The organism is Rhodococcus sp. 114MFTsu3.1, from assembly GCF_000383555.1.
GTDB classification, from domain to species: domain Bacteria; phylum Actinomycetota; class Actinomycetes; order Mycobacteriales; family Mycobacteriaceae; genus Rhodococcoides; species Rhodococcoides fascians_E.
Genome location: NZ_KB911560.1, coordinates 72,818 through 93,733, shown reverse-complemented (window position 1 = coordinate 93,733; position 20,916 = coordinate 72,818). Strand labels below are relative to the sequence as shown.

Here is a 20,916-nt window from a genome sequence, read left to right as displayed (position 1 = left end):
GGTCGACTATCCCTCGCCGACGCCCGAGAAGGCTTCGTCGATGATTTCGAGCTGCTCCACGGCGTGGACCTTGCTCGAACCCGAGGACGGTGCGGACATTGCACGGCGGGAGACGCGCTTGATGTTGCTGAGCACGTCGGGCATGAGCTCGGGGAATGCGAGGCCGAAGAACGGCCATGCGCCCTGGTTCGCGGGCTCTTCCTGGACCCAACGGAATTCCGTTGCGTTCGGGTAGCTCTTGATGGCCTCGGTGATCCGACGGGTCGGGACCGGGTAGAGCTGCTCGATGCGGACGATGGCGACGTCGTCGCGGTTGTCCTTCTGCTTGCGTGCCAACAGCTCGTAGTAGAGCTTGCCGCTGACCATCAGGACGCGCTTGACCTTGCTACGGTCACCGGTGCCGGTTTCGTAGGTCGGCTCGTCGAACACCGAGTGGAACTTGCCGTCGGTGAAGTCCTCGATGTTGGACACAGCGGCCTTGTTGCGCAGCATCGACTTCGGGGTGAAGACGATGAGCGGACGCCGGATTCCATCGCGTGCGTGGCGACGCAGCAGGTGGAAGTAGTTGGCAGGCGTCGACGGAACCGAGACGGTCATCGATCCTTCGGCGCACAGCGTCAGGAACCGCTCGATGCGGCCGGACGTGTGGTCCGGGCCCTGGCCTTCGTGGCCGTGCGGGAGGAGCAGCACGACGTCGGACAGCTGTCCCCACTTGGCTTCACCGGAGCTGATGAACTCGTCGATGATGGACTGCGCGCCGTTGACGAAGTCACCGAACTGCGCTTCCCACAGGACGAGTGCGTCCGGGTTTCCGACGGAGTAGCCGTACTCGAAGCCGACGGCCGCGAACTCGCTGAGCGCGGAGTCGTAGACCATGAACTTGCCGGGGTTCTCGCTGCCGATGTTGTGCAGCGGGGTGTACTCGGCGCCGGTCTTGCGGTCGATGATGACCGAGTGACGCTGGGTGAACGTTCCGCGGCGAGTGTCCTGGCCGGAGAAACGGACGTTGCGTCCTTCGTCCACGAGCGATCCGAGGGCGAGCAGCTCGCCGAACGCCCAGTCGACCTTGCCTTCGTAGGCCATCTCGCGACGCTTCTCGAGCACGGGCTTGACGCGCGGGTGCACGTTGAAGCCTTCGGGGACCTCGAGGAACGCATCGCCGATGCGATGCAGGATGGACTTGTCGACGGCGGTGGTGAGCTTGGCCGGCAACTGCTGGTCGAGTTCGACCGATTCGCTGGGCTCGGGGTTGTACTTCTCGAGTTCGCGAACCTCGTTGAACACCCGCTCGAGCTGTCCCTGGTAGTCGCGGAGCGCGTCCTCTGCCTCCTTGAGGGAGATGTCGCCGCGGCCGATGAGGGATTCGGTGTAGCTCTTGCGGACGCTGCGCTTGGTGTCGATGACGTCGTACATCGCCGGCTGCGTCATCGACGGGTCGTCGCCCTCGTTGTGGCCACGCCTGCGGTAGCAGATCATGTCGATGACGACGTCCTTGTTGAACTTCTCGCGGAAGTCGACGGCGAGCTGTGCAACGCGGACGCATGCCTCGGGGTCGTCGCCGTTGACGTGGAAGATCGGCGCGCCGATCATCTTCGCCACGTCGGTGCAGTACTCCGAGGAACGGGAGTGCTCGGGTGCGGTGGTGAAGCCGACCTGGTTGTTGACGACGATGTGCACGGTGCCGCCGGTGCGGTAGCCGCGCAGCTGTGCGAGGTTCAGCGTCTCGGCCACGACGCCTTGGCCTGCGAAGGCCGCGTCGCCGTGGAGCATGAGCGGCAGAACCGAGAAGCCACCTTCGCCCGGTCCCTTGTCCAGAAGGTCCTGCTTGGCGCGAACGAGGCCTTCGAGGACCGGGTCGACGGCCTCGAGGTGCGACGGGTTCGCGGTCAGCGACACGGCGATGTCGTTCTCGCCGAACATCTGGATGTAGGTGCCTTCGGCGCCGAGGTGGTACTTCACGTCGCCGGAGCCGTGTGCGGCTGCCGGGTTCATGTTGCCCTCGAACTCGGTGAAGATCTTCGAGTACGGCTTGCCGACGATGTTGGCCAGCACGTTCAGTCGACCGCGGTGCGGCATACCGATGACGACCTCGTCGAGGGCGTGCTCGGCGCTCTGGTCGATGACGGCGTCCATCATCGGGATGACGGACTCGGCGCCTTCGAGCGAGAATCGCTTCTGGCCGACGTACTTGGTCTGCAGGAAGGTCTCGAATGCCTCGGCGGCATTGAGCTTGCTCAGGATGTACTTCTGCTGTGCCACAGTCGGTTTGACGTGAGTGGCCTCGACGCGCTCCTGCAGCCAGGCAACCTGGTCGGTCTCGAGGATGTGGGTGTACTCGACGCCGACGTGGCGGCAGTAGGAGTCGCGCAGAACGCTCAGCACGTCCCGCAGCTTCATCTTGTCCTTGCCGTGGAATCCGCCGACCTTGAATTCACGGTCGAGGTCCCACAGCGTCAGGTCGTGGCTGATCACGTCGAGGTCCGGGTGCATCCGGAACTTGTCCTTGGTGAACTGCAACGGATCCGTGTCGGCCATCAGGTGACCGCGGTTCCGGTACGCCGCGATGAGCTCGAGAACGCGGGTGTTCTTGTCGACGGTGCCCTCGGGCAGATCCTTGCGCCAGCGGATGGGCTCGTACGGGATCTTCAGCGAATGGAAGATCTCGTCGTAGAACTCGTCGCTGATCAGCAGGTTGTGGATCGTGCGGAGGAAGTCGCCGGACTCTGCACCCTGGATGATGCGGTGGTCGTACGTCGAGGTCAGCGTCATGAGCTTGCCGACGCCCAGTTCCGCGAGGCGCTCGTCGGACGAGCCCTGGAACTCGGCGGGGTACTCCATGGCTCCTGCGCCGATGATGGCGCCCTGGCCGTTCATCAGGCGAGGAACGGAGTGCACGGTTCCGATGCCGCCGGGGTTGGTCAGCGAGATCGTGACGCCCTGGAAGTCGTCGCCGGTGAGCTTGCCGTCACGGGCACGCCGGACGATGTCCTCGTAGGCGTTGTAGAACTGCGTGAACGAGTGCTCGTTCGTGTTCTTGATGGCGGCGACGACGAGGGAGCGGTTTCCGTCCTTGCCGGGCAGGTCGATCGCGAGGCCGAGGTTGGTCGACGCCGGGGTGACTGCGTTGGGCTTGCCGTCGACCTCGGCGAAGTGCCGGTTCATGTTGGGGAACGCCTTGACGGCCTGCACGATGGCGTAGCCGAGGAGGTGCGTGAACGAGATCTTTCCGCCCCGCGTGCGTGCGAGGTGGTTGTTGATCACGAGGCGGTTGTCGACCATGAGCTTGGCCGGGATAGCGCGGACGCTGGTCGCCGTGGGGATCTGCAGTGAGGCCGACATGTTCTTCGCGACGGCAGCAGCGGCGCCGCGGAGGACCTTGGACGATGCCTCGGCCGCGGGGGCGGCTGCAGCGGGCTTGGCTGCGGGAGCGGACGGTGCCGCACCTGCCGCCTTGGAGGTCGCGGGCTTCGCGGTGGGCGCAGGCTTCTCGGCAGCTGCCTTCGGCGTTGCGGATTTCGGGGCGTCGGCCTTGGCTGCCGGGGCCTTGGGCGCAGCCTTCGCTGCCGGGGCCTCGGACTTCGTGGGCGCACCGTTGCCGTTGGAGCTAGTGCCGTTGGAGCTGCTGGAGCTCGTCGACTTCCCGGAGCTCGCCGAGCCGCTTCCTGCACTTCCGTTCGGAACCGGCGCGGCCTCGTCACCTGCCGGCGCGTCCGGGTCGTAGTCGGTGAGGAATTCGTGCCAGCTTGCGTCGACCGATGACGGGTCGTCCTTGAATCGCTGGTACATCTCGTCGACCAGCCATTGATTTTGTCCGAATTGGGTAGTGGAGCTGCTGCTCACGGCAGTAGTTCGCCTCGCTTCTTCTCTTCGTTCCCGATCACACGCGCGTACACATCCAGGGTAGACCTCATCCGGGGAGCGCGGACGTCCGGGACGTGGCTGTGGTATGTACTCACGAGTAACTGTCAACCTCGTTGCTGACGACTCCTGTGCTTATCGAATTATTCCCGCCGCGCGTTTCGGCCGCATCCCACAAGCGTGCGTAATACCCGCCGCGGGATCTCAGATCGTCGTGAGTCCCGGTCTCGACGATCCGACCGTGGTCGACCACGACGATCATGTCGGCGCGTGCCGCCGTCGCCAATCGGTGTGCGACGACGACGGACGTTCGTGCACGCAGCACCCGCGTGCTGGCGTCGAGGACCGTGCGTTCGGTCGCGGGATCGAGTGTCGCGGTCGCCTCGTCGAGGAGCATCAGGTCGGGGTCCACCAGCTCGGCTCGGGCCAGCGCGATCAGCTGCCTCTGGCCGGCGGACAGGCCTTGACCACGTTCGCCGACGGGTTGGCGCATACCGCCTCGAAGTGCGGCGATGGCCTCCAGTGCGCCGACGGCGCGGGCCGCTGCTTCGATCTCCTCGCGTGTTGCGTCGGGTTTGCCGAAGGCGATGTTCGACGCGACGTCGCCGGTGAAGAGGTGCGCTTCCTGCGGGACGACGCCGAGCCTGCCGCGGTATTCGGCGAGTGAATAGTCGCGGAGATCGGTGCCGCCGACGCGTACCGATCCGGAAGTCGGGTCGTAGAACCGGGCGAGGAGTTTGACGATGGTGGACTTGCCCGCGCCGGTCTCTCCGACGAGGGCGACGGTTGCTCCACGGGGGATTGTGAGATTGACCTCACTGAGTGCTTCGGTGTCTGCCCCGGCATAGCGGAAGCCGACTTCGTCGAAGGCGATGTCGGTTCTGAGTCGGCCGTCGGGAATGCGTGTGGCAGCTCCGGTCGTCGCTGCTTCGATGGAACTGGGGGTGCGCAGGAGGTCGCCGATTCTCCGTACCCCGACGCTGGCTTGCTGGTAGCCGTCGAACACTTGGGACAGTTGCTGGATGGGCCCGAACAGCAGGCCGAGGTAGAGCACGAACGCGACGAGGGTTCCGGCGGAGGTCGACCCGGAGGCGACCTGGTGAGCACCGACGAACACGACGAGCGCGAGTGCGGCGTCGGACAGGAACGTGATGAAGGGGAAGTACACCGAGATCGCGCGCTGAGAACGCATCCGGCTTGCGCGATACAGGTCGGCTCGCTCGGCGAACCTGTCGGCGGCGAACTGTTCTCGGCGGTAGGCCTGTGCGGAGCGCAGACCGGCGATGTTCTCCTGGAAGTCGGCGTTGACCGCGGAGATTCTTTCCCTGGACTCGGTGTACGCGGCGGAGGAGATCCGCTTGAACACGACGGTCGCGATGATGAGAGGAGGTACGACTGCCAGCGCGACGAGTCCGAGAGGCAGGTCGGTGATCAGCAGGGCCGTGGCGATGCCGACGACGGTCACGAGGCTGACGACTGCCGTGGACGCCCCGGTCTGGATGAAGGTGGACAGTGCGTCGACGTCCGTCGTCATTCTGGTCATGATGCGGCCGGACAGTTCCCGCTCGTAGTAGTCGAGTCCGAGGCGCTGGATGTGCGCGTAGCTCTTGACCCGTAACCCGAACAGCACGCGTTCGCCTGCTCTGGCGGTGATGACCGTGGTGGCTGCGATGACGAACCACCCGGCGACCGCGAGGAACACGCCTGTCGCGGTGGCTGTCCAGAGAGCGCCCGTGTCGGCGCGGGAGACTCCGTCGTCGACGGCGAAACGAACGATGGATGGAAACGCGATCGACGCGAGGGAGTCGAGCGCGAGCAGGACGACGACGGCTACGAGGAGTGTGCGTACCGGCGTGAGGAGCCGTGACAGCCGGAAGTCGGTGTCCGGGGCGCGTACGGCGCTGGGCGTGGGCGGCATTTCGGTAGCTGGGGGAAGGGCGTCGACGGCGTCCCTGAGCTCGGGGGTGGCCGCGACACTTCCGAGGGCCCCGGCGATCTGACCGCCGCCTCCGCCGCCGGTGGGTCTGCCCGCGCTCTGTGGTGTGCCGGACGTCGTAGCCGCCGTGCCCGTAAGCGCAGGCTCGGTGTCGGGCCACAGCTCGTTGCGCTGCGGCGTCGCAGACGCGGAAGCGTCGGTAGCGCCGTCGTCGGCTTTCTGGTCGTTGGAGAGCAGTTCGCGGAACAGTGGACATCGCGCGTCGAGTTGGTCGACGGTTCCGATGTCGATGACTCTGCCGCCGTCGAGTACGGCGACTCGGTCGGCGAGGGTCAGCGTGGATCGGCGGTGCGCGAGCACGATGGTGGTGCGCCGTGGTCGACGCCGGAGTGCGTCGAAGATCTTGGCCTCGGTTGTCGCGTCGACAGCGGAGGTTGCGTCGTCGAGGACGAGAACTCTCGGGTCGGTGAGCAGAGCCCGGGCCAGCGCTATGCGTTGTCGTTGGCCGCCGGACAGGGTGAGGCCGCGTTCGCCGACCACGGAGTCGTAGCCGTCGGGGAGTTCGGAGATGAAGTCGGCTGCTTCGGCGAGTACGGCGGCGTCGTGTATTTCCTCGGCGGTGGCGTCGGGACGGCCGAGGGCGATGTTGGCTGCGATGGTGTCGGAGAACAGGAACGGCTCGTCGAACACGAGGCCGACTGCTTCGCGGAGGTGCTCGGCGCTGACGTCGGCCACGTCGATTCGCGCGGCGCAATCGCCGGTCGAGGTGAGGGCGACGGAGCCCGAGCGCGGACTGTAGAAGCGTGGCAGAAGCAACGACAGTGCTGTCTTGCCCGACCCTGCGTGCCCGACGACGGCGACGCTCTCACCTGGTGCGACGGCGAGATCGAAGGATCGGAGTACGTCGCGTTCGGGCTCGAAACCGAAGGTGACGGCGGACAGGTCGATACCGAGGGGGCCGTCGGGGAGGGCGATGGGGTGCGGCGGCTCGGGTACGGATGGGCCGGTGTCGATGACGTCGTAGACACGCTCGACTGCGGCCCGAGAGAGCTGCGCGAGGATGACGACGGAGGACAGAGTGCGGGTGACTGCGGACAGGGTCGCGACGTAGGTGGCGAAGGCCAGGAACGTGCCGACGGTGATGTGGCCGTGCAGTGCGAGGTAGCCGCCGAGCGCGATGACGCCGACGAGGCCGAGTTGGGGGATTGCGGCCATGGAAGGGGCGAGCCGGGCGTTGATCTTCGCTGATCTCATCCGCTCGGCGAACAGGGTGCGGGACAGGTTCTCCAGCCGATCGACGGCGCGTCCTTCCTGTCCGAAGCCTTTGACGACGCGGACACCGGTGACGGTTTCCTCGACGTGTTGGGCCAGGTCGGCGGCGCGTTGTTGGGCCGACCAGGTGGCGGCGAACTGCTTCGGTCGGACTTTGTACACGACCAACGTGACGGCGGGGACGATCGCCAGCGCGACGACGGTGAGGAGCGGGGACAGGTACGCCATCACCACGAGTGCGAGGACGAATTGCAGGAGCGCGCCCGCGGACAGCGGAACCATGGCGAGGAGGCCCTGCACCAGCTGTAGGTCGGTGATGGACCGGGACACCACTTGGCCGGTGCGGATTTCGTCCTGTTTGCGGCCGTCGAGGCGTTGCAGGGAGGAGAGCAGGCCGAGGCGCAGGTCGTGTTGTACGTCGACCGAAAGGCGACCGGCGAGGAGTCGTCGGCCGAACTGGCATCCGAACCGGACCACGGCCAGGCCGCCGATCGCGAGGGCGACCCACATGATGGTCTCGCCCGCACCGGCAGAGGCGTCGTCGATGGCGATCCGTGTCAGCAACGGAAACGAGATGTCGATGACGGCGGCGATCATCGTGACGGCCAACGCGCCCACGGCGGTGCGTCGGTGCACCCAGCACTGCGCTACGAGCCGACGTATCCAGGATTCACTCATCGATAGCGAACGGTAGTCCGCACCTCCGACAGGCGATCAGCTGATGTCACGCTCCCGGGTCCGCAGCCACCCGGCAACGACGATCAGTGCGGCCCACAGCGCCAGGCCGATGGGCGCCCACGGCCACTCTGCCAAGCCGTTGCCGTCGTCGAGGTTCCACGCGACGACGGTGGACAGCGTCAGAGATCCGGGTGCGATCTGCCAGAACCCGACGAGGCCGAGGCCGGAGAGAATGCCGAGGACAACCAGTTCACCGACGGGGAACCAGGCGACGATGGCGATCGACGGCCAGGTGGGTGAACCGAACAGCAGCCCGAGACCGGATCCGATGAGCGACCACATCACGACGACGAACAGTCCTGCTGCGATGTAGCCGAAGACGTCGCCGTTCAGTGTGAAGTCTCCGGCGGTGAACGCGAGCATGCACAGAATGGTCAGGATGGAGACCACCAGCCCGTATCCCAACGCGAAGAGTGCCGTCACGAGCACTTTGGCGCCGATGACCCGATCGCGCCCACGCGCGGACAGGAACGACGTCGTGATCGTGTCGTGGCGAAACTCCGTTCCGGCGTTGATCGCCGAGAACACGGATCCGAACAGTGTTGCCGCACCGAGGGCGACGAAGAGCCCGGCGAGGACCACTTCGTTCATCTCGCTGCCGGTGATGTCGCTCATGCCCTTGCCGACCGCCGAGGAGATGGCGGTGGCGCCGATGCCGACGAACACCGGCGGTAGTGCCAGGGCCCACCAGAACTTCAGGGTGGTGACCTTGCGAATTTCCGAGGTGAGGACAGTGCTCATCGTCGGTCACCTTCCCACGGAGACGGTTGTGCAGCGGGCGGCCAGTAGCCGGGCTGCGGTTGTCCGTAGCCGGGTGGCGGTTGTCCGTAGCCGGGTGGCGGGTAACCCGCGTGCTGTGGTGGGTGGCTCGGTGCTGCCGCGTACTGCCCGGCCGTCATGGAGAGAAAGACCTGCTCGAGGTCGACGTGTTCGCTGCTGGTTCCGAAGACCGTGACCTCGGCTGCCACGGCGATGCGGCGCACGGTGTCCGCGTCGGCGCCGGCGACTCCGAGACGGCCGTCGGGAAGGAGTTGTGTGTTGGTGATGCCGTTCGACGCGAGGGCGAGCGCGAGGGTTGCGGGATCGGATACCGCGACGAGGATCCGGTTGGGTCGTGAGGAGCGCAGTTGTTCGATGCTGCCCTGGTAGACGAGCGACCCTGCACTGACGATGACGAGGTTGTCGACGGTGGCCTCGACCTCGCGCAGGAGATGGCTGGAGATCAGCACGGTCCTGCCGCCGGCCACGTAGGACTTCAGGAAGTCGCGGAGCCAGGCGATGCCTTCGGGGTCGAGTCCGTTGGCCGGTTCGTCGAGTACGAGGATCTCGGGGTCGCCGAGCAGCGCGGTGGCGAGGGCCAGTCGTTGCCGCATTCCCAAGGAGAAGCCGCCGACCTGGCGTTTGGCGGTGTCGCTGAGTCCGACGAGGTGGAGGACGTCCGCGGCACGTGAGTCGGGGACACCGATCGCCGACGCGAAGATGCCGAGGTGACCGATGGCAGTTCGCTTGGGATGCAGGCTGCGCGAGTCGAGGACCGCGCCGACGGTACGGGCCGGGTCGACGAGTTCGGAGAACGGGACACCGGTGACCAGTCCGATTCCTGTAGTGGGTTTCGCGAGACCGAGCAGTAATCGAAGGGTGGTGGTCTTGCCGGATCCGTTGGGGCCGAGAAAGCCGGTGATGGAGCCGCGGGGCACGGCGAAGGACAGATCCGACACCGCGCGGACGGTGCCGAAGTTCTTGGTCAGTCCGTGCGCTTCCAGTGCGTTGCCGAAGCCGTACGTCATGTGTGCGTGTCCCCCGGGCCGACGTGAAGTACCGGGCCGGAAGATCCGGCCCGGTACGAGGTTACGGGTTCACACGTCGGTCAGGGGAGCACGAGCTTCACAGAAATGCCGCGGCCACTTCCCGGTAGATCACCGACGGGTCGCCGTCGTCGGGTAGCGAGTGCAGCGTGACGTGCGAGGCGCCCGCGTAGAGGTGCTGACGGAGCCGGGAGGCGATGGCGTCCGCGTCTCCGTGTGCGACCAAGGCGTCGATGAGACGATCGCTGCCGCCGTCGCCGATCTCGTCCGCGGAGTACCCGAGACGCTTCAGGTTGTTCACGTAGTTCACCAGGTGCAGGTAAGGATTGTTGACGGGCGGCCGCCCGATCTCCCGAGCCTTCTCCGCATCGGATTCGAGCACTGCCTTGTGTTCGGGCGCGAGGATCTTGTCCGGGCCGAGGATCTCGCGGGCTTCGGCGGTGTGCTCGGGCGTCGTCAGGTACGGGTGAGCGCCTGCGCTTCGATCGGCCGACAGTTTCAGCACCTTCGGACCGAGGGCTGCGAGTACGCGTCGGGACTCGGGGACGCCGCCGTCGTCGAGGGCGTCGAGATAGTTCACCAGCGCGTCGTACGGCTTCTGGTACTCCTGCGTCGCTTCGGGATGCCCGGCACCGATGCCGAGGAGGAATCGACCGGGATGCTTCTTCTCGATGCGGTGGTAGGACTCGGCCACGTCGGGCGCGGCGGCGGACCAGATGTTGACGATGCCGGTGGCAACGACGATGGACTCGGTGGCGTCGAGGATCTCCTCGGCCGAGGTCAGGTCTGCCGGCGGCGAGCCACCGAGCCAGATCGTGCCGTAGCCGCTGGATTCGATGATGCGGGCCAGTTCCGGCGGGATGCCGGAGTAGTGCCGCCAGATTCCGAGTGTGCCCAAATCGGGTGTGCCCAGATCGGGTGTGCGCTGCTCAGGTGTGTCGGTGGTCATATGGTGTCCCAACGCCGAGTCACTGCTCGAGAATTCCGTCGATCGGGTCCGCGTCGATGACGGCGCCTTCGGGCCACATCTTCGGTGCCGGTCCGAAGGCTTCGCGGGCGTTGCGGATGACGCCCTTGCCGATGACGCGGTTTCCTGCGCCGCCGATCACGGCGCCGATTCCTGCGGGCAGAAGTTTGCCGAACAGCAGTGCACTGCGCTTGGCCAGGTACTTCTGGACGAATTTCTTGACGAGGGACTTGTTCATGTTCGTCATCGCGCCACCGGGAATTCGCGATGTGACGAGCGGGCCCCAGTTCTTCGCGGAGCTGCCGACGGTCTTCTGGACGATCTGCATGCCGGATTCACCCAGCGCCACCGACAGGACCAGCGCGCGTCGTTGTTGGTGATCGTGCACCGGAATGCCGTGCACCGATGCGACCGACAATGTCAGCAGCGCCGACGATTCGATGAAGAATGCGGTCTCGGCGCCCACGGCGGCGATCGACGCGACGGTGCCGACCCCCGGTACCGCGGCCGCTCCGCCGACGGCGCTGCCACTGCCGGTGACGGCGAGGAGGAAGCGGTTCTCCAGACGCTCGATCAGCTGTGCAGGCGTGTCGTTCGGGTGTGCCCGACGCATGTGTGCGACGTACTTCTCGACGGCGGGCCCCTGCAGGCGCGATGCGTTGTCGAGGATCTTGACGAGCGATTTCTCGAGACGCCCGCCTTCCTTGAAGGTGTCGACCTGGTCGTTGCTCTTCTTCGCCACCGGCGCTCCCGATCTGCTCGTCGTACCGGTTTTCCGGCCCCGACCCATTGCTACCCGTTCGCTCACGGTTCTACCCTGCGTGAATGGGCTGTGTTTCCGATGGTGCGCGACGGCGTCCTGCCGGCCGGCTTCGGCCGTACGTCTCGTCGTACGACGGATATCGGCTTGCCGGTTTCGAGCCGGGCGAGCATGTGGGCATGCCGAGTCCGGCGTTGACGGTCATCGTGTCGATCGAGTCGAAGCTCGAGATCGCGGATTCTCCGCGGCAGGGGTCCTGTGCGTTCGAGACGTTGGCCAGTGGCATTTCGGCCGAGCCCGTGACGATTGCGCACGACGGCAATCAACACGGGATCCAGTTGTCGTTGACGCCTGCGGGGTCGCGCGCGCTGTTCGGAGTGCCGACGTCGGCTTTGGGGGAATGGATGGTCGATCTGTCGGAGGTGCTGCCCCAGGCCGCCGAGATGGTCGAGCGTGTGTCCGCCGAGTCGGACTGGGATCGACGCTTCGATGTGCTCGACGAGATCCTCGGCCGTGCGTTGGTGGCGAGCGCGATCGATCCGACGTTGACCGAAGCCTGGCGTCTGCTGGTGGAGAACGGTGGATCGGCACGCGTCGGGGATGTGGCGCGGGAAATCGGGTGGAGTCGACGGCACCTGATCAACCGGTTCACGGCGGAGTTCGGCGTCGGGCCGAAGGACGCGGCGCGGATCGCGCGTTTCGATGCATCTCATCGACTTCTGCGACGCGAGACGATTCCTCCCCTCGCCGACATCGCCGCACAGTGCGGGTACTACGACCAGGCACACATGGCGCGGGAGTGGCGCGAGTTCGCCGGGATGGCGCCGTCGCGGTGGCGTCGGGAAGAGAAGTTCGCATTCGTACAAGATGACGACGTCTGATCCGAGCATGCTGTGGCCATGACATCCACGACAGTCTGGCCTTGTTTCCGCTACCGGGACGCCCGCGCGGCAATCACGTTCCTCGTCGACGTCCTCGGGTTCGCCGAGGCCGCCGTGTACGGCGACGGCGACGTCGTCGAACACGCCGAACTCCGCTGGCCCGAAGGCGGCGGCGTGATGCTCGGCAGTGCAAGTCGGGTCGTTCCGCAGGCTCCACTCCAGGCCCGACCGGACAGCGCGATATCCGATCTACCTGCTGGAGTGGGCTCTGCCTACGTCGTCACCGACCACCCCGACGAGATTCACGATCGCGTCGTGGCGGCAGGTGGCGTCGTCGTCCAGGGGCTTCGGGAGGAGGACTACGGAAGCCGCGGCTTCACGTGCCGCGACCCCGAGGGTGTGCTGTGGAGTTTCGGAACCTACGCCGGAACCCAGTGATCGGCGGGAACTAGCTCCTCGGTGCGAGGCGGGGGAGGCGGGGTTCCGTCCCCGAAGGGACGTCCACCGAGTGATTCACGGCCGTGCGGTTCGAGCCAGCCGTGCAGATCCGGTCCTTTGGGCACGATCGACGTGGGATTGATGTCGGTGTGCACCACGTAGTAGTGCCTCTTGATGTGGTCGAAGTCGACGGTGTCTCCGAAGCCCGGCGTCTGGAACAGGTCCCGGGCGTAGTTCCAGAGCACCGGGATCTCCGTGAGCTTGCTGCGGTTGCATTTGAAGTGGCCGTGATAGACGGCGTCGAACCGCACGAGTGTGGTGAACAGGCGGACGTCGGCCTCGGTGATGGTGTCTCCGACGAGGTAGCGCTGCTCGCTCAGCCGCCCGGTCAACCAATCCAGTGCAGTGAACAGCCTGTCGTACGCATCGTTGTACGCCTCCTGTGACCCGGCGAATCCGCAGCGGTAGACGCCGTTGTTGACCTCGGTGAACACGCGCTTGGAGACTTCGTCGATCTCGGATCGAAGCGCCTGCGGGTACAGGTCGGGGGCGCCGTCGCGGTGGTGCTGCGTCCACTCGGTCTCGAGATCGAGGGTGATCTGCGGGAAGTTGTTGGTGACGACCTGTCCTGTGGCGATCTCGACGATCGCCGGCACGGTGATGCCGCGCGGGTAGTCGGGGAACCGTGCGAAGTAGGCGTCCTGCAGCCGGGGGATGTTCAGGACCGGGTCGACGCCCCCGGGTTCCTCGTCGAAGTTCCAACTGCGTGGATCGTGCGTCGGACCTGGAATGCCGAGCGACAGCACGTCTTCGAGGCCGAGAAGACGACGGACGATGATCGAGCGGTGAGCCCACGGGCACGCGCGGGCAGCGACCAGTCGATATCTGCCCGGCTCGACCGGATACCCGTCGCGGCCGTCCGCGGTGATGCGGGTTTCGATGTAGTTGGTGTCGCGGGTGAATTCCTTGCCGTTCTCCACATAACTCATACCTTCAACCTACTTCGATCGACACCAGCGCACCCCACTCTTCGAAACCCAGTCTCGCGCCGAGCCGTCGGGCAACGACGTTGTCGGCGTGGCACCGCCACTGCGGGATCATTCCTTCGTCGAACGCTTCGTTGGTGGCGAGGCGCGACACGACCTGGCCGTTGCCCTGGCGTCGGGCATCAGGGGCGGTGAGCACCCCGACGTCGCCGAGAAGTCCTTGCCATTCCGCGTAGCCCGCACTCGCGAGCGGTGCGGCTGCGTCCACAGGTGCGTCGTCGCCGAGAAGGGTGAACCACGACTGCTTGTGCACGAGGTCGGCAGCGATCACGTCGTCGGGCGCACAGGCGGATTCGAGACTGTCGACGTGTGCGCGTTCGTGCGAGATCAGTGGATCGTGGCGGTCGATGGTGGTGCCGGCATCGTCGGCGTACGACAACACGATCGGGCCGGATGTGCGACCGGAAGCGAGTTCCCTCAGGCGTCCGCCGGTCAGCTCGTCGTCGGACATCGTCGCCGCCGCGGTCAGTGCCGACGCGGGCCCGATCAGTGCGCTGGAGTCACCGAGACGAACAAGTGTGACGGAGGTCGCATTCTCGTCGGAGTGCACGTGGCGAACACCGGGCCGAAACGCGGAATCGCCGAGGTCGAAGTGCCTGGACCACGCGAGGCGGATGATGTCGTGATGATGTGAATCCACCGAATCGAGGCTATCGGGTGCTCGGGAAAATCAAGCTATTGGACTTTTTCTGCCCCGCTGTTTCGCAATCGCGTGATCAATGGCAGTATCGCCAGTGAGATTAGTGCTTCGACGTGAAGGGCTAGCTCGCTTACAGAAGGTTTACGGTATGACGCAGGGCAGTGTTAAGTGGTTCAACGGCGAAAAGGGCTTCGGCTTCATCGAGCAGGATGGTGGCGGACCTGACGTGTTCGTTCACTACTCGGAGATCCAGGGATCTGGCTTCAAGACGCTCGACGAGGGTCAGCGCGTGGAGTTCGAGGTTGGACAGGGCCAGAAGGGTCCTCAGGCAACGGGCGTTCGCGCTATCTGATCCCCTCAAGGATCGCCACCCGAAATTGCTGACGGCTTGACGCTGTCTTCAGTTCAGGTACCCGAAGAGGCCGGGCACACGGAGTTCGCTCCGAGTGCCCGGCCTCTTTGCGTGCCGACTTCGCTGTGGTGGCATTGTCATCGGGGACCGAATGAACCGTTCGGTCACTCCAAGTGACCGAACGTCACGTTCGGTCACCTCAGGCGATGAACCGACGGGGGACAGACGATGACGACGCAGAGTGCGCCGGTCGAGATCAAGCCGTGGCCTGCGCTGTGGGCGCTGTGTCTCGGCTTTTTCATGATTCTCGTCGACACGACGATTGTCGCGGTGGCGCAGCCGGCGATTCTCGACGGTTTGCAGACCGATATCAACAATGTCATCTGGGTGACCAGTGCGTACCTGTTGGCTTATGCCGTACCGCTTTTGGTGACCGGTCGGCTCGGGGATCGGTTCGGACCTCGGAATCTCTACATCGCGGGCCTTGTGGTGTTCACCCTGGCGTCGGTGTGGTGTGGTCTGTCGGGTTCGATCGAGATGTTGATCGCGGCTCGTGCGGTGCAGGGTGTGGGCGCAGCGATGATCACCCCGCAGACCATGGCGGTCATCACGCGAATCTTCCCTGCGGACAAGCGCGGGACGGCGATGGGCGCCTGGGGTGCGGTGGCCGGGGTCGCGACGCTCGTCGGGCCGATTCTCGGCGGCGTGCTCGTCGATTCGCTCGGGTGGGAGTGGATTTTCTTCATCAACGTGCCGGTGGGGGTCGTCGCCATCGTGTTGGCGCTGAGGTTCGTTCCGGTGTTGCCGACCAACGAGCACAAGTTCGACATCCTCGGTGTGGTGCTCAGCGCGGTGGCGTTGTTCGCCATCGTGTTCGGGATCCAGGAGGGGCAGCGGTTCGACTGGGACGGCCGCGTCTGGTCGTTGATCGCCGCCGGGACAGTGGTCTTCGCGGTGTTCGTGTACTGGCAGGCCAAGAACCGCAACGAGCCGCTGGTTCCACTAGCGCTGTTCAAGGATCGTAATTTCTCGCTGTCCAACATCGGTATCGCCGCAATGGGTTTCGCGACGGCCGGAATGATGTTGCCGTTCATGTTCTATGCGCAGAGTGTGACCGGACTGAGCCCGACGCGCTCTGCCATCCTGTTCGTTCCGATGGCCGTGCTGACGGGGGCTCTGGCGCCGAACGTCGGAAAGCTCGTGGACCGAACCCATCCCCGCTACATCGCGGGCACCGGTTTGTTGTTGCTGGCGATATCGCTGCTCGCATTGGCCGTACTCATGACGCCGACCACGGCAATCTGGAAGCTTCTGATTCCCATTGCGCTGATGGGTGTGGCGAACGCGTTGATCTGGTCGCCGTTGGCGGCCACGGCGACTCGTAATCTCCCGCTGTCCCAGGCAGGCGCAGGCGCCGGTGTCTACAACACGACGAGAATGATCGGATCGGTCCTGGGCAGTGCGGGTATCGGCGCCCTCATCCAGTCTCGGTTGGCTGTGGAAATTCCGGGTTCCGACGCGGCCGGTGCCAACGAGTTCAGCGGTCGTGTACCGGAAATGCTCCGTGACGGGTTCTCCACGGCCATGGCGCAGTCGTTGATTCTGCCGGCCATCGTGCTGCTGCTCGGCATGGTGGCGGTCTCGTTCTACGCCAGGCCTGCGTTCAAGCCTATGTGAGTGGAAATGACAGTCCCATCGGGTCGCTCCGCAGGCTCCGCTCCTGCCCCAGGGCCTACATTTCCACTCACACAAGCATTTCGACTCACACAGGTCAGAGCCCGAGATCGCGGCCGATGAGCTCTTTCATGATTTCGTTCGACCCGGCCCAGATCTTGCTGACGCGGGCGTCCTTCCATGCCCGGGCGGCGCGGTACTCGTTCATGAAGCCGTAGCCGCCGTGCAGCTGCACGCAGTGGTCCAGGATTTCGTTCTGCACCTGGGACGTCCACCACTTGGCCTTGGCCGCGTCGATGGCGGTGAGCTCGCCCTTGCCGTGCGCGACGATGCAGTTGTCCACGAATGCCTGTGCGACATCGAGTTTGGTGACCAGCTCGGCGAGCAGGAATTTGTTCCACTGCAGTGATCCGATGGGCTGACCGAATGCCTTGCGGTCCTTGGCGTACTGGATGGTTTCCTCCAGGATCGGCCGTGTCTGCCCGAGGTTGGCCACGGCGCAACTGATGCGCTCCTGCGGCAGCAGCTGCATCATGTGGATGAATCCACCGTCGAATTCGCCGATCATGTTCGACGACGGCACGCGGACGTTCTCGAAGAAGAGTTCCGCGGTGTCGGATTCCGGCTGGCCGACCTTGTCGAGTTTGCGGCCGCGAGAGAAGCCTTCGGTGCCGTTCTCGACGGCGAAGAGCGTGATGCCCTTGGCCTTCTTCTCGGGCGTCGTGCGGGTAGCGACGATGACGAGGTCGGCGCTGTTGCCGTTGGTGATGAACGTCTTGGAGCCGTTGATGATGAAGTCGTCGCCGTCCTTGACGGCGGTGGTCTTCAATGCGGCGAGGTCCGATCCGCCGGACGGTTCCGTCATCGCGATGGCGGTGAGGAGTTCACCGCTGCAGAACCCGGGGAGCCAGCGCTTCTTCTGTTCCTCGGTGGTGAGCTTGACGAGGTACGGCGCGACGATGTCGTAGTGGATCCCGAAGCACGACGCGACCGCCGCGCTCGATCGTGCGAGTTCCTCGCCGAGGACCGCGTTGAATCGGTAGTCGTCGGCGCCGCTGCCGCCGTACTCTTCCGGTACTTCGAGGCCGAGGAAGCCGTTGCGTCCGGCTTCGAGCCAGATGTCACGGTCGATGAAGCGCTGCTCGATGAGCTTCTCTTCTCGGGGCGCGATCGTGCGGGTGACGAATTCTCGGGCGGATTCGCGGAACGCGTCGTGGTCGTCCTCGAACAGGGAGCGCTTCATGTGTGTTCCTTCCGGTAACGGTAATTCTCGTCTGCACAATACTCGCCGGTAACTTCGCCTTCGGCAGCGTATGGCACTCTGACAGTCATGGCTGACCAACCCACGTCCCTCGTCCGGTACACCACCGACGCCGGCGCCGAGGTCGCAGTGCTGACCTTCGACCACGGCCCCCTCAACCTGTTCGACCAAGCGATGTTCGACGCCGTGGCGGCCGATGTCGCCGCCCTCGTCGCCGATCCGCCTCGCGCGGTCCTGCTGCGCGCCGAGGGCAAGGTCAACTCGGCCGGGGTGGACGTGCATGTCTTCGAGGGGCTGACCGCTCAGCAGGGCGCTGATCTGTGGCGCACGCTCTTCGCGCAGATCGCGCATCCGCTCGAGGCGTTGCCGTGCCCGGTCGTGTATGCCGCGCACGGCCTGACTCTCACCGCGGCCTTCGAGATCTCTCTTGCCTGCGACATCATCGTGGCGTCGCCGAGAGCGAAGTTCGGACTGGTCGAGACCGTCGTCGGGCTCACGCCGTCCATGGGCGGCCCGCAGCGTCTCGCCGAGCGCGCCGGTTCCGGACGTGCGCGCGAGCTCGTGATGACGGGTGATCTCTACGACGCGGCAACCCTGAAGGAGTGGGGCGTCGTCAACAGCATCCACGACGATGTCGACGCCTATGCCCGTTCCCTGGTGGAGCGGTTGGCCGCCGGTCCGACGGTGGCTCACGCTGCCACCAAAAAGATTGTGGCAGCGTGGCGTTCGGGTGGTGTTGCTCATGCGGACGAGGTGACGTCGGACGTGTCGGGGGCGTTGTTCGAGACCGATGATCTTCGCGGGGCGGTTGCGAGTTTTCTCGAGAACGGCCCGGGTAAGGCGACGTACACAGGCAAGTAAGCTGGGTCCAATGACCACGTTGCCCCTCGCAGAATTGCACATGCACATCGAAGGGTCCTTGGAGCCTTCGCAGATCTTCGAGTTCGCCGAGCGGAACGGTATTGCGTTGCCGTACAGCGATATCGGTGAGTTGGAGGCGCTGTACGAGTTCACGGATCTGCAGTCGTTCCTGGATCTGTACTACGCGAACATGTCGGTGTTGCGGACGGCGGAGGATTTCGCCGATCTTGCGCGGGCGTACTTTCGTCGGGCTGCGGCGGGTGGTGTGACGCGGGCGGAGATCTTCTTCGATCCGCAGGCGCACACGGATCGGGGTGTTCCGTTGGAGGCTGTCGTCGAGGGGTTGGCCGAGGCGTCGGCGTCGAGCGAGCGGGAGTTCGGCGTCACGAGTGGGTTGATCGCGTCGATTCTGCGGGACAAGCCGGTGTTGCATGCGAACAAGCTGCTGGACGATCTGCTGGCGATGAAGGCGCCGATCATCGGTCTCGGTCTGGATTCCGCGGAGGCGGGGTTCCCGCCGTCTCTGTTCGTGGACGTGTTCGCCAAGGCCAGGGCCGAGGGTTTGCACGTGGTCGCGCACGCGGGCGAGGAAGGTCCGGCGGAGTACATCTGGGAGGCTCTGGATCTGCTGAAGGTCGAGCGGATCGATCACGGTGTGCGGTGCCTCGAGGATGATGCGTTGGTGAATCGTCTTGTGGACGAAGAGGTTCCGTTGACGGTGTGCCCACTGTCGAATGTTCGGCTCAAGGTGATTCCCGACCTGAAGGACCATCCGATTCGGCAGATGATCGAGCGTGGCCTGGTGGTTACCGTCAATTCCGACGATCCGGCGTACTTCGGCGGTTACGTGGACGACAACTTCGCTGCGCTCACCGAGCAGGTGGGTCTCACCGAGCGCGAACGAGAGATCCTGTACGACAATTCGATCAAGGCGTCCTTCATCTGACGGTGACGAACGCCTTCGGGTAGCCGGTGGCGCCGTCGGGAACGGTGTCGGCCGTCATCGAGGTCTGGATGTCGCCGTCGGCGTCGGTGGCTCGTGCACGGATGGTGTGGTCGCCCGGTGCCGCGTCCCACTGGTACGTCCACTGGCGCCAGGTGTCCGTCGAGTACTCCTCGGACAGTGTTGCGGCGACCCAGTTTCCGTCGTCGATCTGGACGTCGACGCCGGAGATTCCGGTGTGTTGGCGCCAGGCGACTCCGGCGATCACGACGGTGCCGGCGTCGACCGCGGCACCCGAGCGTGGGGTGTCGATACGTGATGCGGTCTTGATGGGTCCACGTTCGCCCCAGCCTCGGTCGGTCCAGTAGGCGCTGGCCTTGTCGAAGCGGGTGATCTCGAGGTCGGTCACCCACTTGGTCGCGGACACGTAGCCGTACAGCCCCGGGACGACGAGACGAGCCGGGTATCCGTGTTCCACGGGCAACGGTTGACCGTTCATGCCGACGGCGAGCAGCGCGTCCCTACCGTCGAGCAACACGTCCAGCGGCGTTCCGGCGGTGAAGGCGTCGTGGCTGGAGGACAGCACCATGTCCGCATCGTCGTGAATGCCGGCCTCCTCCAGGAAGTCTCGCAGCGGGTAGCCGATCCACGTCGCATTGCCGACGAGGTCACCGCCGACGATGTTGGACACGCACGTCAGCGTGACCGTCCGCTCCACCGCTTGCCTCGACATCAGGTCCTCGAACGTGATCTCGATTTCACGGTCGACCATCCCGTGGATGCGTAGTGACCAGTCCTCGGACGACACCTGCGGCACCACGAGTGCAGTGTCGATGCGGTAGAAGTCCTCGTTCGGGGTGATGTAGGACGCCAAGCCGTCGATCCGCAGGTCGGCGCCGTCGGGAATCGGGGTCTGCGGAGTCGGTACCGGGAGGCGGAAACCGAGCCGGTTGGCCGTGACATCGCGTGCGTGGCCGATCAACCGGCCTGCCGTTCCCGCGGCGACGGCAACCACACCTGCGGCGAGCGCGAGTCCGAGAAAGCTGCGCCGGGATACACCACCTGCGACCGGGTCCTTCGTTTTCAGGAGGGCGTTCAGGACGACGATGCCGGCTGCGACGCCGAGGATCGTCGGCAGCGCGGTGAGCGGGGTCGCGGTCGAGCGAGTGACCGCGGCGAGCACGCCGATCACGCCCAGGACACCGAAGAGCACGGCGCCGAGTGGCCGACGCAGCATGCCCGCTCCGGCTGCAATAGCAGCGATGACCAGTGCCATTCCGATGAAGAGGGCGGTCTTGTCGGCTGTGCCGAACGTGTCGATGGCCCATTCGCGTACGGCTTCGGGGGTGTTGTCGACGACGGCCGATCCGACGGCGAAGAAGGGCGATGCGTTCGGCCCGAACGGTACGGCGACGAGTTCACCGACGCCGAGAACAACTCCGGCAGCGATGATCCCGGCGAGTGGCTTTTCGATCATCACTCCA

Annotated in this window: 16 protein-coding genes; 6 read left to right on the top strand and 10 right to left on the bottom strand. The window is 65.2% G+C overall.

Features of this window, described 5'->3' with window-relative positions; all coding sequences use genetic code 11:
- Positions 1–6 precede the first annotated feature (6 nt).
- From H292_RS0124075 to H292_RS0124050, 6 genes are all read right to left on the bottom strand, one after another.
- Positions 7–3,840, bottom strand: a complete 3,834-nt coding sequence (locus tag H292_RS0124075; protein ID WP_080733888.1) for a multifunctional oxoglutarate decarboxylase/oxoglutarate dehydrogenase thiamine pyrophosphate-binding subunit/dihydrolipoyllysine-residue succinyltransferase subunit — start codon at positions 3,838–3,840, stop codon at positions 7–9.
- A 112-nt stretch (positions 3,841–3,952) separates the two neighbouring features.
- Complete coding sequence (locus tag H292_RS0124070; RefSeq protein WP_196806198.1) at positions 3,953–7,744, bottom strand: ABC transporter ATP-binding protein; 3,792 nt, start codon at positions 7,742–7,744, stop codon at positions 3,953–3,955.
- Positions 7,745–7,780: 36 nt separating this feature from the next.
- Positions 7,781–8,545 (bottom strand): ABC transporter permease, encoded by a 765-nt coding sequence (locus H292_RS0124065; RefSeq protein WP_019665348.1) that lies wholly within the window; start codon positions 8,543–8,545, stop codon positions 7,781–7,783.
- Positions 8,542–9,591, bottom strand: a complete 1,050-nt coding sequence (locus tag H292_RS0124060; protein ID WP_020113095.1) for an ATP-binding cassette domain-containing protein — start codon at positions 9,589–9,591, stop codon at positions 8,542–8,544. The genes H292_RS0124065 and H292_RS0124060 overlap by 4 nt, the downstream gene beginning before the upstream one ends.
- Positions 9,592–9,688: 97 nt before the next feature.
- Positions 9,689–10,558 (bottom strand): LLM class F420-dependent oxidoreductase, encoded by an 870-nt coding sequence (locus tag H292_RS0124055; RefSeq protein ID WP_020113094.1) that lies wholly within the window; start codon positions 10,556–10,558, stop codon positions 9,689–9,691.
- Positions 10,559–10,577: 19 nt separating this feature from the next.
- Entirely contained in the window at positions 10,578–11,318 is a 741-nt protein-coding gene (locus tag H292_RS0124050) for a hypothetical protein (RefSeq protein WP_020113093.1), read from the bottom strand.
- An 83-nt stretch (positions 11,319–11,401) separates the two neighbouring features.
- Between H292_RS0124050 and H292_RS0124045 the strand changes: the two genes are divergently transcribed.
- Together H292_RS0124045 and H292_RS0124040 are read left to right on the top strand one after the other, a co-directional pair.
- On the top strand, positions 11,402–12,217 hold the full coding sequence (locus H292_RS0124045; RefSeq protein ID WP_027499049.1) for an AraC family transcriptional regulator: 816 nt from the start codon (positions 11,402–11,404) through the stop codon (positions 12,215–12,217).
- Positions 12,218–12,235: 18 nt separating this feature from the next.
- Entirely contained in the window at positions 12,236–12,655 is a 420-nt protein-coding gene (locus H292_RS0124040; RefSeq protein WP_026347826.1) for a VOC family protein, read from the top strand.
- Here the strand turns inward: H292_RS0124040 and H292_RS0124035 are convergent.
- The gene (locus H292_RS0124035) at positions 12,637–13,644 is read right to left on the bottom strand and encodes a glutathione S-transferase family protein (protein WP_051127791.1); all 1,008 of its coding nucleotides are present in this window, start codon (positions 13,642–13,644) and stop codon (positions 12,637–12,639) included. The genes H292_RS0124040 and H292_RS0124035 overlap by 19 nt on opposite strands.
- A 4-nt stretch (positions 13,645–13,648) precedes the next feature.
- The gene (locus H292_RS0124030) at positions 13,649–14,341 is read right to left on the bottom strand and encodes a GNAT family N-acetyltransferase (protein ID WP_020113090.1); all 693 of its coding nucleotides are present in this window, start codon (positions 14,339–14,341) and stop codon (positions 13,649–13,651) included.
- Between the two features lie 148 nt (positions 14,342–14,489).
- On the opposite strand from H292_RS0124030, the gene H292_RS0124025 reads away from it, so the two are divergent.
- Both H292_RS0124025 and H292_RS0124020 read left to right on the top strand, forming a co-directional pair.
- Positions 14,490–14,693 carry a cold-shock protein gene (locus tag H292_RS0124025; RefSeq protein ID WP_019665340.1) on the top strand — a complete coding sequence of 68 codons (204 nt, stop codon included), beginning with the start codon at positions 14,490–14,492 and terminating at the stop codon, positions 14,691–14,693.
- A gap of 228 nt (positions 14,694–14,921) precedes the next feature.
- Positions 14,922–16,370: an MFS transporter gene (locus tag H292_RS0124020; protein WP_019665339.1), complete on the top strand. Its 1,449-nt coding sequence runs from the start codon at positions 14,922–14,924 to the stop codon at positions 16,368–16,370.
- Positions 16,371–16,464: 94 nt separating this feature from the next.
- On the opposite strand, the gene H292_RS0124015 is transcribed toward H292_RS0124020, so the two are convergent.
- Positions 16,465–17,610: an acyl-CoA dehydrogenase family protein gene (locus H292_RS0124015; protein ID WP_019665338.1), complete on the bottom strand. Its 1,146-nt coding sequence runs from the start codon at positions 17,608–17,610 to the stop codon at positions 16,465–16,467.
- 87 nt (positions 17,611–17,697) lie between these two features.
- Here H292_RS0124015 and H292_RS0124010 point away from each other — a divergent pair, with 87 nt between their 5' ends.
- Positions 17,698–18,489, top strand: coding sequence for an enoyl-CoA hydratase/isomerase family protein (locus H292_RS0124010; protein WP_019665337.1), 792 nt, complete (start codon positions 17,698–17,700; stop codon positions 18,487–18,489).
- Positions 18,490–18,499: 10 nt separating this feature from the next.
- Positions 18,500–19,435 (top strand): adenosine deaminase, encoded by a 936-nt coding sequence (locus tag H292_RS0124005; RefSeq protein ID WP_019665336.1) that lies wholly within the window; start codon positions 18,500–18,502, stop codon positions 19,433–19,435.
- On the opposite strand, the gene H292_RS0124000 is transcribed toward H292_RS0124005, so the two are convergent.
- On the bottom strand, positions 19,428–20,909 hold the full coding sequence (locus H292_RS0124000; RefSeq protein ID WP_019665335.1) for a molybdopterin-dependent oxidoreductase: 1,482 nt from the start codon (positions 20,907–20,909) through the stop codon (positions 19,428–19,430). The two genes, H292_RS0124005 and H292_RS0124000, sit on opposite strands and share 8 nt — an antisense overlap.
- Positions 20,910–20,916: the final 7 nt, after the last annotated feature.